A 13,788-nucleotide genomic window follows, 5' to 3' on the forward strand; every position below is an offset into this window, starting at 1 on the left:
TGTTGCCTCCAAACTATTTTTTTTTGGTGGGGGTTTTTGTTGAGATCAGATTTTTCCCGCGCGGGGGGGGGGGGGCCGGGGGGGGCCCCCCCCCGCCGTCTCGCTTTTCGGGTGGCCGGTCCTGGGCGTGCGTGGCGGCGCACGCTGGGCTGAACGGTGGTCATCGTCTTCAACTCCGGCCCGTCGTTTGGTGTCGGATGATGCGCTGCCCTAGTGTCCTCACTGTGAGTGCGCGTTCCGCTGCGGAGCGTGCCCCTAGCAAAACGGAGAAAAGAAATGCGCAAGCTTCAGAAGGCCGCCGTTGTGGTCGCGATGCTCGGTAGCGTCGGCTTCATCGGTGCCGGCACCGCCTCCGCCGGCGGCCACGGCGAGCCGGACATCGACATCACGCAGAGCTCGTCCTGCTCCTCGCACGACACGAGCCTCAACGTCCTCAACAACATCGGCATCCTCAACGGCACCCTGAGTGGCCTGATCGGCAACGAGGGTGACCCGGGCGCCCAGGACTTCAAGGTCGGTTCGGTCGCGGACTGCAGCAACGACGCTTTCTGAGCGTCTAGATAGCCGAGTGTGAATCTGAGAGCGGGTCCGGATTCCGAGCCGAATGGCCGGGGGTCGGGCCCGCTCTCTCATCGTGAAGGAACGCAGCACATGTTCAGTGGGAAGAAGATCGCAGTCGCCTCGATGCTCATGGGGGGCCTCGCCCTGACAGGGCTGGGTGTCACTCAGGCGTACGCCGGAGGGGCGCAGGGCGACTGCTCGCAGGACGCCTACGGCAACCTCGTCTGTGTCCAGAAGAGCGAGACCTCATACACCAGTGAGGACGGCACGTACCACGTCCACCAGAAGCAGGACTGCAAGACGGTCACCCGCCCGGCTGTGCCGCAGCCCTCGGTCGGAGTGGGGAAGCAAGGGACGACGGATGTCGGCCCCACGGTGAACTGCTCCAACTCGGCGCCTGCACCGGAGGGCTTCGTCGCCCCCACCATCGGGCGCTGAGTCCGGGCCTCGAGCCCGGCGCGCATGAGTTGACGAATGGCCGAACCCGAGTGATCCGGGTTCGGCCATTCGCCTGCTCACACGCTTGCAGGGGCCTTCATGGGGCTGTCGGCGCAGCCTGGCTCGCCCCCGCCGGTGAGGGGACGCGGGGTCGCCGTACGGCGGTGCCCAGCGTCTCGACCTGGTTGCAGTACGGCAGTCCGATCAGCGGCCTGTGCGTGCAGAACCTGCTGATCAGATCGGAGAACTCCTCCATACGTTCCACCGGCGCCAGGTGGTCTGCTTCCTTGATGGTGGTGAAGGCCGCCGTAGGCAGCGAAGCGGCGACATCGCGGCCCATGGCGGGAGTGCAGAGCGTGTCGTACTCGCCTGTGCACACCAGGGACGGCACGGAGGGCAGCGGGTCGTCCCGGAACCAGTCGTGGCTCATCAGGCGCGCATTGTGCTCCACCGACATCCGGAGCTCGTCGGGAGACTGCGCCATGAACTGCCGCAGAAGGAGCCGGGAGACGACCGCGTGTTTGCGCACGACACCGGTTCCGGCAGGCGACATGAACCGTTCGACCAGTTCACCGGCGATCCCTGCCCGGTCGCCGAGCTCCAGCATCCGTGTCCAACGCGGGACCGCGGCGGCGTATTCGTCCGGGATCGCCAGGGTCATCCCGACCAGTGCCAGCTTGGCCACGTGCTCAGGGTGCTGCTGGGCGAAACGCACGGCGATGGCCCCGCCGAAGCAACTGCCGACGAGGTTGACCTGCGACATGCCCAACTCCCCGAGCATGTGCCGCACATTGGCCGCCAGGAAATCGATGCCGTGCCGGGCGGGGAGGAAATCTGCCGTTCCGTATCCGGGGAGGTCCACAGTGACCGTGGTGCAGTATTCGGCCAGCCACTTCTCGTGCCGCGACCACGCGTATCGGTTCTGCGAGGAACCGCCCAGGAGGACCAGCGGTTCGGCTCGAGGGCGGTCCTGGTGGACGACGCGGCAGTGGTAGGTGAATCCCTCGAAGGTGAGCGCGCGTTCCTCCACCCTCACAACAGTTGGTGGCTTGGCACCAAGTGCGGGGTCCGGCGCTGGAGTGTCCTGTGCGGCGCTGATGTCGGAACGCATGGAGCCCCCGAGGGAGTGGGATGAGTTTGAGGTTGAATCTCACGATCCTCCTATTGCACCCCCTTTCGTGATGAACCCCCCCTTAGTGGGCGTGTCGGTGGTATCGGCTCGGCGTGGGGCCGGTGCGGCCTGCGCGCGCCCTACCGGAGCCCGGGTGCTCGTGTTGCGGATCAGTCTCGTCGACGTCTTTGTCGTGGCCCGGCCTTCGGGCCAACCGGCCGAGTGTGCGTTGAGCCGGTTGACGTAAGGGGGCTACGTTCCCCGGCGCGACGGGTATGGCATCCTCATGGACCAGTACGACAGCCCCCGACCGTCGTGGCGCACCGATTCCGGTACACCTGTCTACGATCGTCTCCTCGCCGAATGGCAAGAGGCGGCGAGGCGTAGGGAGCGGACGTCCACGTCGCCCGTTGTGTCCAACCCGGGCCGCGGAACCGTCTTGGTTCCCGGTGCCCGGACCTCCGCCGAAAGCATGGGCAGCGGGAAGTAGCTGCATCGACAAAAAGCCGTTGACGCCGCCCGGCGACCCCGGGCTAGGGTGTGCGGAGTTTCGAGGAACCAGGAGGTGAGGACATTGATGACTGTCGTTGCGATGGGCGCTGCCCACACGAAGAGCATCGTTCCCACCCCTGTGGCCGCCGGCTGAATCCGACTTCTTCCGCGCGTTCGACGCGCGCTGCCGGGGCCGCCCTTGTGAAGGGTTTCCCTTGTCTTTCCCCATTCTTCGCACCTCTTCGTCGCACCCGCTGGCCCCGTACGGCTGGGACGACGACTGGGCTGCCGCCTTCGCCCCGTACGCCGAGCAGGGACTCCTGCCCGGCCGCGTGGTGCGGGTGGACCGCGGGCAGTGCGACGTGGCCACCCCGGACGGCACCCTCAAGGCGGACACCGCGTTCGTCGTGCCCCGCGATCCGATGCGGATCGTCTGCACCGGTGACTGGGTGGCCGTCGACCGGGACGGCGACCCGCGGTTCGTCCGTACGCTCCTTCCCCGGCGCACCGCCTTCGTACGCTCGACGTCCTCGGAGCGCTCCGAGGGGCAGGTGCTCGCCACCAACATCGATCACGTCGTCATCTGCGTCTCGCTCGCCGTCGAGCTGGACCTCGGGCGCCTGGAGCGCTTCCTCGCGCTGGCGATGTCCAGCACCTCCGGGGCCGCCCTGCTCGGCGACGGTTCCCAGGCCGACAGGTACGAGGCGCACCCGCTCGTCCTGCTCACCAAGGCCGATCTGGTCCCCGACGTGACCACGCTCTCCCATCTGGTCGACGACGTCGAACGCATCGCCCCCGGGGTGCAGGTGCTGCCCGTCAGCTCCGCCACCGGCGAGGGGACCGACGTGTTCGCCGCCATCGTCTCGGGCGGTACGAGCGCGCTGCTCGGGCTCTCCGGCGCGGGCAAGTCGACCCTCGCCAACACCCTGCTCGGCGAGGACGTGATGGAGGTGCGGGCCGCACGCGACGTGGACGGCAAGGGCCGGCACACCACCACGACGCGCAACCTCCTCGTGCTGCCCGGCGGCGGCACGCTGATCGACACCCCCGGACTGCGCGGGGTCGGCCTCTTCGACGCGGAGGCGGGCGTCGGCCAGGTCTTCTCCGAGATCGAGGACCTGGCGCGGCGGTGCCGGTTCCACGACTGCGCCCACGAGGCGGAGCCCGGATGCGCCGTCCTCGGAGCCGTCGAGGACGGGACACTGCCCGAGCGGCGCCTGGACAGCTATCGCAAGCTGCTCCGGGAGAACCACCGCATCGCGGCGAAGACCGACGCCCGGCTGCGTCACGAGAACCTGCGCGAATGGAAGCGCAGGGGCGCGGAGGGCCGGGCGGCCGTGGCGTTCAAGCAGGGCCGGACGCGGTAGCCCCACCCGGACGCGGCAGCCGCACCAGGGCCCGGACTCCACGTCCGAAAACCGCGAGTACGGGTCCTGGGGGCTGTCGCACACTGGACCTGTGACGGACGAACGGACCAGATACGAGGCGGTGAGCAGCCGCGACGCGCGCTTCGACGGAGAGTTCTTCTTCGCCGTCGCGACCACCGGCATCTACTGCCGGCCGAGCTGCCCCGCCGTCACCCCCAAGCGGAAGAACGTGCGGTTCTACCCCACCGCGGCGGCGGCGCAGGGCAACGGCTTCCGGGCGTGCAGACGCTGCCGCCCGGACGCCGTGCCCGGCTCCGCCGACTGGAACATCCGCGCCGATGTCGTCGGACGCGCCATGCGGATGATCGGCGACGGTGTCGTCGACCGCGAAGGCGTCCCCGGCCTGGCCGGCCGGCTCGGCTACAGCGCCCGCCAGGTGCAGCGCCAGCTCACCGCGGAACTGGGCGCCGGGCCGGTCGCCCTCGCACGTGCCCAGCGCTCCCACACCGCGCGGGTCCTGCTGCAGACCACGGACCTGCCCGTCACCGAGATCGCCTTCGCGTCCGGATTCGCCAGTGTCCGGCAGTTCAACGACACGATCCGGCAGATCTACGCCCGCACGCCCAGCGCCCTGCGCGCCGAGGCCGCGACGGGCCTGGGAGCCGGGACGCGCGAAGGGCGAAGGGCCGGGATTCCCCTCCGGCTCGCCCACCGGGGCCCGTACGCCGCCCGTGAGGTCTTCGGCCTCCTCGCGGCCGAGACGGTGGCCCGGACCGAGGAGGCCAGCGGCGTCCCGGGGGCCCGTACCTACCGGCGGACCCTGCGGCTGCCGTACGGCACGGGCGTCGTCTCCGTCGACGAGGCCTCCCCGGGGCCGTGGCTGGAGGCCCGGATCGACCTCACGGACCTGCGCGACCTGACGACCGCCGTGCAGCGCCTGCGCCGCCTCCTCGACCTGGACGCCGACCCGTACGCCGTCGACGAGGCGCTGGGCGCGGACCCGCGCCTGGCACCACTGGTCGCGGCGACCCCCGGGCTGCGCTCGCCGGGCGCGGCGGACCCGGAGGAGTTCGCCGTACGCGCCCTGGTGGGCCGGGAGGCCGCCGCCGGGCTGGTGGAGCGGTACGGGAAGGTCCTGGACGTGCCGTGCGGCGGACTCACCCATGTCTTCCCCGAGCCGGGGATGCTGGCCGGCGCGGACGACCCCGTACTGCGCGGGCTGGCGGGCGCACTGGCCGACGGCACGGTACGGCTGGACGCCGGGGCCGACCGGGACGAGGCGGAGCAGGCACTGCTGAGGCTGCCCGGGATCGGACCGCGGACCGCCGCGCTGATCCGGATGCGTGCGCTGGGGGACCCCGACGTGGATCCGCACGGGACACCGGGCGCCGACCGTCTGCGGCCGTGGCGCTCGTACGCCGCACGCCATCTGGAGCTCGCGGAACCCGCCACCGTCGCGGTCCCGGCCGGGCGGTGAGCCGCGCGCCGGGGGTTGGGCCCGGCAGCCGTCCGTCAGCCCCAGATCACGGCGCCCAGCCAGGATCCCGCCACCATCAGGCAGCAGAAGAGCTCCAGGAGCACGGAGTAGCCGGTCGCCCGCATCACCGACTTCAACGACGTCCAGCCCGCCCCGCGACTCCCCAGCCGTAGCCGCTCGGCGCCGTAGATCGCGCCCACGTAGCCCAGGATCCCGCCCACCACCGGGACCACGAAGAAGCCGACGATCGCGGCGATCCCGCCCAGCACCAACGTCTTGCCGGGGGCCCCCGTCTCGCGCGGCCGGCGCGAGGGCAGCAGCGCCTTCAGCGCCTGGTTCAGCAGCAGCAGGCAGGTCGCTCCGATCAGCACGCCCCAGGCGACCGGCGACGTGTCCGTCAGCGCCCACCACAGCACCGCCGCCCAGACGATCGCCTGGCCCGGGACGCCCGGCACCAGTACGCCCACCAGGCCGAGCAGCATCACCGCCCCGACGGCAACGAGCTGCCACACACTCATTCGACCAGCCTGCCGGACCGCGCCCGGTCCCGCCCGCCGACGCCGACGGGGCGGGGGGCGGTCCGGAGCCGGGTCGAGGGGCGCAGGCGGTCAAGGGCCGGAAGAGGGGGCGGTCACGGGCCGCGAACCGGGGCGGGTCAGCGCGGGGCCCGGGCCACCCAGCCGCGTTCGTACGCATGCCAGCCCAGCTGCAGCCGGGTCGAGACCCCGGTCAGTTCCATCAGCCCCTTCACCCGCCGCTGCACCGTCCGCAGCCCCAGCTCCAGTTGTTTCGCCACGCTCGCGTCGGTCAGCCCCGCCAGCAGCAGCGACAGGATCTCCAGATCGGTCGGATCCGGCCCCGGGCCGTCCTCCTCCCGGATGCCGTTCTCGCCCAGCCGCAGCGGCATCGAATCCCGCCACACGGCCTCGAAGAGCCCCATCAGCGACTCCAGCAGCCCACTGGCGTGGACCACCAGCGCGGAGGGCTCCGCCCCCCGGCCGGTCAGCGGCACCAGGGCCAGGGACGCGTCGGCGACCACCAGCTTCGTCGGCACCCGGTCGATCACCCGGCACTGCTCCTCACGGCTCAGCGCCGCCGACAGCTCGACGATCCCGGACGGCAGCGACAGCACGTCCCGCTCGACGACCACCCGGTAGGACACCCCGCGCATCGTCGCCCGTTCCTCGGACTCGTTCTCCATCCCGGTGACCGCGATCGGCTTGCCCGTGACCAGCGCGCAGACCTCCGAGGTGGCGCCCAGCTGCAACTGGTGGAAGCGATGGGCGACGGCACTCGCACCCGTCACCACCTCCACCAGGTCGTGCACGGCGGGCACACCCGCCTCCGCCCGGTACTCCTCGGCCAGCAGCGCCGACGCCAGCTCCGCCTGCTCCAGCTCGTGCCGCTGCTGCGTCAGCAGCGCGCCCAGCGCCACCCCGGGCGGCGCCGCGACCCAACGGCCCGCCCGCGACGAGGACCGCGCCACCAGCCCCTGCTGCTCCAGCCCGCGCAGGGCACGCTCGGTGTCCGCCTCGGGGAGCGCCAGCCGGCGCGCGAGATCGGAGAGCTCCGCCGCCCCCGCCGCGACCAGTGCGCGGTAGGCCGCTTCCTGTCTCTCGTCGAGACCTATCGCCGCCAGCATCCTCGGACCCTCCCCGGAGTGGTGATCGCACATCGCCGCGCGCATACCGCCGTGGCGGGAAACGGCCACGGCGTATATCCGCCGGGCACATCATGCCCCGTACCAGCACGTTCTCTGTCAGTGTGGTGTTACAGCAGCATCAAACGCCTTTGCGGGGGAGCGGCTTGTTCTGCCCTGTTCCGCAGCCACCCGAGGCGGGCGCCGCGACCGCGCAGGGCCCGGGGCGGGAACATCAGCCTGAACGCCGCACACACCGCGCGCCGGTCACACCGGAACCGGGCCGCCGGGTGACCCTCCCGTGGGGGGTGGGGACGCCCGGCGGACCCCTCCGGCGGACGCTGCCCGGGCGTCACTTCCGGGCCTCTTTTGCTGATGACCCGTTTTCGCGCGGCCCGCGCGGTGGACAATATGGGCATGAGCCAGCAGGGGGAGAAGCCCGCCGCCAACGAGGACGACTGGTGGCGCAGGCTGTACGACGGGACCGCGCCGGACACGGGCCCGAACAGCGCGCCCGACAGCCTCGACGACCGGTTCGAGTCCGCCTCGGACGCGGTGCGCCAGGCGCCGGGCCCCCTGGACCACCCGGTCACGGTGGTGCCGGTGCCCGACCCACGCGCACCGGAGGCGGAACCGGCACTGGACACGCCGGGAGACGCACCGGGGGGAGTGCCTACAGCCCCGGTGAAGCCGCCCGCCCCTCTCGCACCCCAGGGCCGCCCCACGCCGGAGCGCCCGCGCACGCCGGAGCAGCCCCCCGCGCCGCCCGCGCGTTCCACGCCGGAGCCACCGGCCGCCGCCCCGGAGCGAACTCCCGGGGCGTCCGAACCACCGGCGCCCCCTGCACCTTCCGCGCCCCCTGCACATCCCGCTACTGAGCGCCCCTTCGCGCCGGAGCGATCCCCGGCGCCACCCGCCAGGTTCACGCCCGCGCCCACGGCACCCGCCGTGCCCACACCCCCCACGCCCCCGCGCACCCTGGCCGTGCCCGCGCCCTGGGAGGCCCCGGCAGGACCCGCGCGGCCGCGCACCTTCGCCGCGCCGCCCGCCCCGCAGCCGACCGGGCCGTCGGCCGCACCCACGGACCCCTTTGGTGCCGTGCACGCCCCCGGTGCGGACGCGCCGGGGGAAGGGCCGCCGCGGCCGGTCGTCGGCCACCTCGGCGACCGGCCGCCGACCTACGACGCCGAGCCCGCCGCGCTCCCCGCCTCCGGCCCCGACGACATCGGCGGACTCGTCGCCGACACCGTGCTCGACGGCGCCCGGTACGGGACGTACACGCTGCGGGCGGCCTCCGTACGCGGCGACTCGGCGCGCTTCCGCGGCGAACCCCGCCGTGACGCCCTGCTCACCGCACGCTTCGGCACCGGTGACGACGCCCTGGTCCTGGTCGCGGTGGCCGGGGGCGCCAGGTTCGCCGAACACGCCCATCTCGCCGCGGCCGACGCCTGCCGCTGGATCGGCGGTGCCGTCGCCCGCAGCCACGCCCGGCTCTGCGACGACATAAGGGCGGGACGCCGGGGCGACCTCAGGTCGGGGCTGCAGCGCCTCACCGACCGCACGTACGGCAAACTGCGCGCCCGGGCCGCCGAGCTCGGCATCGAACCGTCCGCGTACACCGCCGGCCTGCGCTGCCTGCTCCTGTCCGCCGATCCGGAATGCCGCACCCGGGTCTTCTTCGGCGTCGGCGAGGGCGGCCTCCTCCGGCTGCGCGACGGCGCCTGGCAGGACCTCGACCCCGTCGCCCCGGCCCCGGCGGGCGGCGCGGTGGACGAAGAGGGCCCGGGCGGGGACAGACTGACGATGGATCTGCGGATCACCACACCAACGGCCCCGTACGCCGAGAGCCCGGCGCCGCCCGCCGAGCCCTTCCGGTTCCGCGCATCGGTCGCCCGCGCGGGGGACACGCTGGTGCTCTGCGGCAACGGACTGGCCGAACCGATGCGCGGTGAGCCGGCCCTCGCCGAGGAGCTCGCGAGGCGCTGGGCGGCGGGCCCGCCCGGCCTGCCCGCCTATCTGGCCGACATCCAGCTCAGGGTCAAGGGGTACGCCGACGACCGCACGAGCGCCGCGGTCTGGGAGGCGTAACCGCGCACGCCATGGGTTGATGGACTCCGTAGCGGGGCAGCCGCATGTGCACGGAGCACACACAGAGAGGGTGCGCACCCATGGCCAAGCAGAACGTGTCGGAACAGTTCGTCGACATTCTCGTGCGGGCGGGGGTCAAGCGGTTGTACGGCGTCGTCGGTGACAGCCTCAACCCCGTCGTCGACGCCGTCCGGCGGAATCCCGCCGTCGAGTGGATCCAGGTCAGGCACGAGGAGACCGCCGCGTTCGCCGCCGGTGCGGAGGCCCAGATCACCGGGACCCTGGCCGCCTGCGCCGGCTCCTGCGGCCCGGGCAATCTGCACCTCATCAACGGCCTGTACGACGCCCACCGTTCGATGGCCCCCGTGCTCGCCCTCGCCTCGCACATCCCGTCGAGCGAGATCGGCCTCGGCTACTTCCAGGAGACCCATCCGGAGCTGCTCTTCCAGGAGTGCAGCCACTACAACGAGATGATCTCCAACCCGCAGCAGATGCCCCGGCTGCTCCAGACGGCCATCCAGCACGCGATCGGCCGCGGCGGCGTCAGCGTCGTCTCGATGCCCGGCGACATCGCCTCCCAGCAGGCCCCCGAGAAGTCGATCGAGCACGCCCTGGTCACCACGCGGCCCTCGGTGAAACCCGGTGACGTGGAGATCGAGAAGCTCTGCCGGATGGTCGACGAGGCCAGACGGGTGACGCTGTTCTGCGGCAGCGGCACGGCCGGAGCGCACGCCGAGGTGATGGCGTTCGCCGAGCGGGTGAAGGCCCCGGTCGGCCACGCGCTGCGCGGCAAGGAGTGGATCCAGTACGACAACCCGTACGACGTCGGCATGAGCGGACTGCTGGGCTACGGAGCCGCCTACGAGGCCACCAACGAGTGCGACCTGCTGATCCTGCTGGGCACCGACTTCCCGTACAACGCGTTTCTCCCGACCGATGTGAAGATCGTCCAGGTCGATGTGCGGCCCGAGCACCTGGGCCGGCGTTCCAAGCTCGATCTCGCGGTCTGGGGCGATGTGCGCGAGACCCTGCGGGCCCTGACACCGAGGGTGAAGGCCAAGACCGACCGCAAGTTCCTCGACCGCATGCTGAAGAAGCACGCGGACGCGCTGGAGGGTGTGGTCAAGGCGTACACCCGCAAGGTCGAGAAGCACGTGCCGATCCACCCCGAGTACGTCGCCGCCGTGCTCGACGAACTCGCCGACGACGACGCGGTGTTCACCGTCGACACCGGCATGTGCAACGTATGGGCGGCCCGCTACCTCACACCCAACGGCAGGCGCCGGGTGATCGGTTCGTTCAGTCACGGCTCGATGGCCAACGCACTGCCGCAGGCGATCGGCGCGCAGTTCACCGACCGGAACCGGCAGGTCGTCTCGATGTCCGGCGACGGCGGATTCACCATGCTGATGGGCGACTTCCTCACGCTCGTCCAGTACAACCTCCCGGTGAAGGTCGTCCTGTTCAACAACTCCTCGCTCGGCATGGTCGAGCTGGAGATGCTGGTCGCGGGGCTGCCGTCGTTCGGCACGACCAACAAGAACCCGGACTTCGCGGCGGTCGCCCGGGCGTGCGGGGCCTACGGGGTGCGGGTGGAGAAGCCCAAACAGCTGGAGGGTGCCCTCAAGGACGCCTTCAAGCACAAGGGGCCCGCACTCGTCGACGTGGTCACCGACCCCAACGCCCTGTCCATCCCGCCGAAGATCAGCGCCGACATGGTCACCGGATTCGCCCTCTCCGCGAGCAAGATCGTGCTGGACGGCGGGGTGGGGCGGATGCTCCAGATGGCCCGCTCCAACCTCCGTAACGTCCCCCGCCCCTGAGGCGGAGACCGCCCGGGACGGGGCGCGGTGACATCGAGCGTGGCGTGCCGGGCGAGGCTCGGTCACTTCCGGAGCGGCGCCGCGGTCACTTCAGGCGCAGCGTCCCGGGCGCGGTGCGGTGTGATGATCCCTACCCAGCGCGTCGAAGAGCGTCGCCCCCCGGCCGGCCAGTGTTTCGGCCGGCTCGGCCTCCACCCGCGCCCGGTTGGAGGCGTGCACACGGGTGAGGGATCCGCGCTGCCGGCGGGCGGTCTCCTCGCGGCCCAACGCCCGGGCGGACAGGGCGTGGCCGCGCCACTCGATGACGAAGTCGGCGTCGTCCGGGGTGCCCATGCCGCCGCTCAGGCAGTCGGCGAAGGCGTCGAGATTGCGGCCGAAACAGCCGCCGGGACCGTTCACGGCCTCGCCGATCACGTCCCAGAAGCTCTCGAGGCCGGTGACCTCGGAGCCGTCGATCACATAGATCACAGATGGCCGGAGCGTACAAGCGCGCTCTCCCGGCGGTGTCCGGTGATCCGCGCCGCAGGTGGGGGACTGCGGCGCGGACCGGACAGGGGGTGAGGCCGGTCAGCAGCCGTGGTCGACCAGGTCGAAGGACTCGTAGTGGTCCGCGGTGCAGTAGTCCTCCTCGACCTCGTCGCCCGTCACGATGCGACGGGCACCGCGGGTCTCCGAGCCCGGCGTGATGACCGTGTACTCGTGGTAGTGGCCCGTCCCCTGGCTCGGCAGGATGCCTTCCCGGTTCTGGAAGACGGCGCCGTCCTGGTCGAACGGGAAGGGTCCGCCCGCGTCGAGGGAGTCGTGAGCGTGGGACGGCAGCGCGGAGTAGCAGACGCTGCCGACGGCGGCGGCCGAGGGAACCGTCGCGGCCGACGCCGTGACAGGGCCACCGACGAAGAGGACGGACAGGAGGGCGGCGACGCCGCCGAGCGTCCTCCGGCAGGGGCCGCGCCGAACCGTGTTCACCTGTCGGCGCCGGGAAAAGCGTGACGGCCCGTCTGTGGGGCATGCATCCCGGGACGGCGTTCGAGACATGACGGAATCAAGGGAGGCCGATTCACGGTGCGCGCGGGCGACATGACCAAGCGGCAGGAGAGCCGGCCCGTCCGGTTGCACCGGAGACTCGGCCACGCCGACCTGTCGGGCGTGGGGGAAGTACGCGGTGCGCTGCGGGAGTTCCTGCGCCACCGCTCACGGCCCGAGGAGACCGAGGTGGCCGAACTTTTGCTGAGCGAGCTGGTGACGAACGCCCTCATCCACACGCGGAACGGGGCCGTGGTCACGGTGACGGCGGCTGCCGCACGATTACGGGTGGAGGTGCGCGACTTCGTGCCGGGGCAGGAACCCGCGCCGTACGTACCGAACGCCGACGACGGTACGCACGGCAGGGGGCTGCTCCTCGTGCAGAGCCTGGCGGACTCCTGGGGGGTCACGGCGCAGGCGCTGGGCAAGGTGGTCTGGTTCGAGCTGAACGGCGCGAAGGCCTGACGTCCGGCCGCGGATCACACCGCTCAGCCGAACTGCTGCTCCAGATCCTTCAGTTTCCGCTCCAGTGAATCGAGCCTGGGCAGGGCCTGGGTGTCGTCCTGGGCGGTGAGGTCGACGGTCGTGGGGTCACCGCTCGTGGTCCGTTCCGAAGTACTCCTGGAGTTCGAGCCGGTCACGGATTGCAGGGATGGCCGGGGACGCAGGGGCAGCTGTCCCGGCTCCGTTATGGCAGGCTCCGAGATGGCCTGGGTGCCGCCGCCCGTCGCGGGGGTGATGGCCTGGACCTCCACCTGGTGGCCACCGCGGCCACCGCGCCCCCAGGCCCTGTTCTGCCGGTTCAGGGCCTTGATCTGCGCCCGGTCCAGCTTCGCCCGGTCCCGCCTGCGGTGCCGGTCCTGTTCCCTCTCCCGGCGGTCCTCGCGTACCTCGTCGACCGCCTCGTCCAGGGTGCGTACGCCCTCCAGGAGCATCAGCGACCAGGCGCCGAAGGTCTCCCTGGGCGCGCGCAGCCACCGTACGATCCGGATCTGCGGCAGCGGGCGGGGTACCAGGCCCTGCTCCCGCAGTGCGGCGCGCCGGGTCTGCTTCAGCGCGCGGTCGAACAGCACGGCGGCCGAGAGGGACATCCCCGCGAAGAAGTGCGGGGCGCCCGCGTGGTCCAGCCCGCGCGGCGCGTGCACCCAGTTGAACCAGGCGGCGGCACCGGCGAACGTCCACACGAGGAGCCGGGAGCCGAGCGCGGCGTCGCCGTGGCTGGCCTCGCGCACGGCGAGCACCGAGCAGAACATGGCGGCCCCGTCGAGGCCGAACGGCACCAGGTACTCCCAGCCTCCGGAGAGGCTGAGATTCTGCCGGCCGAAGCCGACCAGCCCGTGGAAGGACAGGGCGGCGGCCACCGCGGCGCAGCAGAACAGCAGGACGTACGAGGCGGTCGCGTACAGCGCCTCCTTGCGTCTGCGACGGTCCTCGCTGCGTTCCCAGCTGTCGTCGGCCGCGGCCTTGTCAGCGGCGCGCTTGCCGCGCGCGACCACCGTCACCGCCGCCATGACCCCCACGAGCAGTACGGCGCCCGGAAGCAGCCAGTCAAGCGATATGTCGGTCAGTCTCATGCGCGGTCCCTTGCGTCGCGTAGGGCGTTTCGGGCGCCATCGTGACGGAAATATCGCCCCGCTCAGCGGGATTCGGGACAAGTGAACGCCATCGGGGTGGCCGGGCACATCGTTGGGCGGAATCTTCTCGAACACCCCTAGGAGGAAAGGGGGTTACGTTCGATTTGGAGTCGCCCGGACGAGCGGCATGATCCG

At 71.6% G+C, this 13,788-nt stretch carries 13 protein-coding genes; 7 read left to right on the forward strand and 6 right to left on the reverse strand.

Going from position 1 to position 13,788, the window contains the following annotated elements:
- Nucleotides 1-276 precede the first annotated feature (276 nt).
- Both ACFWVP_RS32915 and ACFWVP_RS32920 read left to right on the forward strand, forming a co-directional pair.
- Nucleotides 277-552, forward strand: a complete 276-nt coding sequence (locus ACFWVP_RS32915; protein WP_384501659.1) for a hypothetical protein — start codon at nucleotides 277-279, stop codon at nucleotides 550-552.
- Nucleotides 553-651: 99 nt separating this feature from the next.
- Entirely contained in the window at nucleotides 652-999 is a 348-nt protein-coding gene (locus tag ACFWVP_RS32920; protein ID WP_384501660.1) for a hypothetical protein, read from the forward strand.
- Nucleotides 1,000-1,096: 97 nt separating this feature from the next.
- Here the strand turns inward: ACFWVP_RS32920 and ACFWVP_RS32925 are convergent, their stop codons facing one another.
- Nucleotides 1,097-2,029 carry an alpha/beta fold hydrolase gene (locus ACFWVP_RS32925; RefSeq protein ID WP_384501661.1) on the reverse strand — a complete coding sequence of 311 codons (933 nt, stop codon included), beginning with the start codon at nucleotides 2,027-2,029 and terminating at the stop codon, nucleotides 1,097-1,099.
- Between the two features lie 788 nt (nucleotides 2,030-2,817).
- On the opposite strand from ACFWVP_RS32925, the gene rsgA reads away from it, so the two are divergent.
- Nucleotides 2,818-3,969: a ribosome small subunit-dependent GTPase A gene (rsgA, locus tag ACFWVP_RS32930; RefSeq protein ID WP_384501662.1), complete on the forward strand. Its 1,152-nt coding sequence runs from the start codon at nucleotides 2,818-2,820 to the stop codon at nucleotides 3,967-3,969.
- 91 nt (nucleotides 3,970-4,060) lie between these two features.
- Complete coding sequence (locus ACFWVP_RS32935; protein ID WP_384501663.1) at nucleotides 4,061-5,446, forward strand: DNA-3-methyladenine glycosylase 2 family protein; 1,386 nt, start codon at nucleotides 4,061-4,063, stop codon at nucleotides 5,444-5,446.
- Between the two features lie 35 nt (nucleotides 5,447-5,481).
- On the opposite strand, the gene ACFWVP_RS32940 is transcribed toward ACFWVP_RS32935, so the two are convergent.
- Both ACFWVP_RS32940 and ACFWVP_RS32945 read right to left on the reverse strand, forming a co-directional pair.
- Nucleotides 5,482-5,964: a DUF456 domain-containing protein gene (locus ACFWVP_RS32940; protein WP_384501664.1), complete on the reverse strand. Its 483-nt coding sequence runs from the start codon at nucleotides 5,962-5,964 to the stop codon at nucleotides 5,482-5,484.
- A 137-nt stretch (nucleotides 5,965-6,101) separates the two neighbouring features.
- Nucleotides 6,102-7,088, reverse strand: coding sequence for a helix-turn-helix domain-containing protein (locus ACFWVP_RS32945; RefSeq protein ID WP_384501665.1), 987 nt, complete (start codon nucleotides 7,086-7,088; stop codon nucleotides 6,102-6,104).
- A gap of 414 nt (nucleotides 7,089-7,502) precedes the next feature.
- Here ACFWVP_RS32945 and ACFWVP_RS32950 point away from each other — a divergent pair, with 414 nt between their 5' ends.
- Nucleotides 7,503-9,173: a protein phosphatase 2C domain-containing protein gene (locus ACFWVP_RS32950; protein ID WP_384501666.1), complete on the forward strand. Its 1,671-nt coding sequence runs from the start codon at nucleotides 7,503-7,505 to the stop codon at nucleotides 9,171-9,173.
- Nucleotides 9,174-9,253: 80 nt separating this feature from the next.
- Complete coding sequence (locus ACFWVP_RS32955) at nucleotides 9,254-10,996, forward strand: pyruvate dehydrogenase (RefSeq protein ID WP_384501667.1); 1,743 nt, start codon at nucleotides 9,254-9,256, stop codon at nucleotides 10,994-10,996.
- A gap of 90 nt (nucleotides 10,997-11,086) precedes the next feature.
- Here the strand turns inward: ACFWVP_RS32955 and ACFWVP_RS32960 are convergent, their stop codons facing one another.
- Nucleotides 11,087-11,464: a barstar family protein gene (locus ACFWVP_RS32960; protein WP_384501668.1), complete on the reverse strand. Its 378-nt coding sequence runs from the start codon at nucleotides 11,462-11,464 to the stop codon at nucleotides 11,087-11,089.
- 99 nt (nucleotides 11,465-11,563) lie between these two features.
- Nucleotides 11,564-11,962, reverse strand: a complete 399-nt coding sequence (locus ACFWVP_RS32965) for a ribonuclease domain-containing protein (protein WP_384501669.1) — start codon at nucleotides 11,960-11,962, stop codon at nucleotides 11,564-11,566.
- A 111-nt stretch (nucleotides 11,963-12,073) separates the two neighbouring features.
- On the opposite strand from ACFWVP_RS32965, the gene ACFWVP_RS32970 reads away from it, so the two are divergent.
- On the forward strand, nucleotides 12,074-12,484 hold the full coding sequence (locus ACFWVP_RS32970; protein WP_384501670.1) for an ATP-binding protein: 411 nt from the start codon (nucleotides 12,074-12,076) through the stop codon (nucleotides 12,482-12,484).
- 23 nt (nucleotides 12,485-12,507) lie between these two features.
- Here the strand turns inward: ACFWVP_RS32970 and ACFWVP_RS32975 are convergent, their stop codons facing one another.
- Nucleotides 12,508-13,593: a DUF2637 domain-containing protein gene (locus ACFWVP_RS32975; protein ID WP_384501671.1), complete on the reverse strand. Its 1,086-nt coding sequence runs from the start codon at nucleotides 13,591-13,593 to the stop codon at nucleotides 12,508-12,510.
- Nucleotides 13,594-13,788: the final 195 nt, after the last annotated feature.

The organism is Streptomyces sp. NPDC058637 (genome assembly GCF_042717325.1).
GTDB lineage: Bacteria > Actinomycetota > Actinomycetes > Streptomycetales > Streptomycetaceae > Streptomyces.

Bases quoted from the DNA above. Each gene is read 5' to 3' on its own strand.
- ACFWVP_RS32950 (WP_384501666.1), top strand. From the start codon at position 7,503: ATGAGCCAGCAGGGGGAGAAGCCCGCCGCCAACGAGGACGACTGGTGG.
- ACFWVP_RS32975 (WP_384501671.1), bottom strand. From the start codon at position 13,593: ATGAGACTGACCGACATATCGCTTGACTGGCTGCTTCCGGGCGCCGTA.
- ACFWVP_RS32940 (WP_384501664.1), bottom strand. From the start codon at position 5,964: ATGAGTGTGTGGCAGCTCGTTGCCGTCGGGGCGGTGATGCTGCTCGGC.
- ACFWVP_RS32915 (WP_384501659.1), top strand. From the start codon at position 277: ATGCGCAAGCTTCAGAAGGCCGCCGTTGTGGTCGCGATGCTCGGTAGC.
- ACFWVP_RS32970 (WP_384501670.1), top strand. From the start codon at position 12,074: ATGACCAAGCGGCAGGAGAGCCGGCCCGTCCGGTTGCACCGGAGACTC.
- ACFWVP_RS32920 (WP_384501660.1), top strand. From the start codon at position 652: ATGTTCAGTGGGAAGAAGATCGCAGTCGCCTCGATGCTCATGGGGGGC.
- ACFWVP_RS32955 (WP_384501667.1), top strand. From the start codon at position 9,254: ATGGCCAAGCAGAACGTGTCGGAACAGTTCGTCGACATTCTCGTGCGG.
- ACFWVP_RS32945 (WP_384501665.1), bottom strand. From the start codon at position 7,088: ATGCTGGCGGCGATAGGTCTCGACGAGAGACAGGAAGCGGCCTACCGC.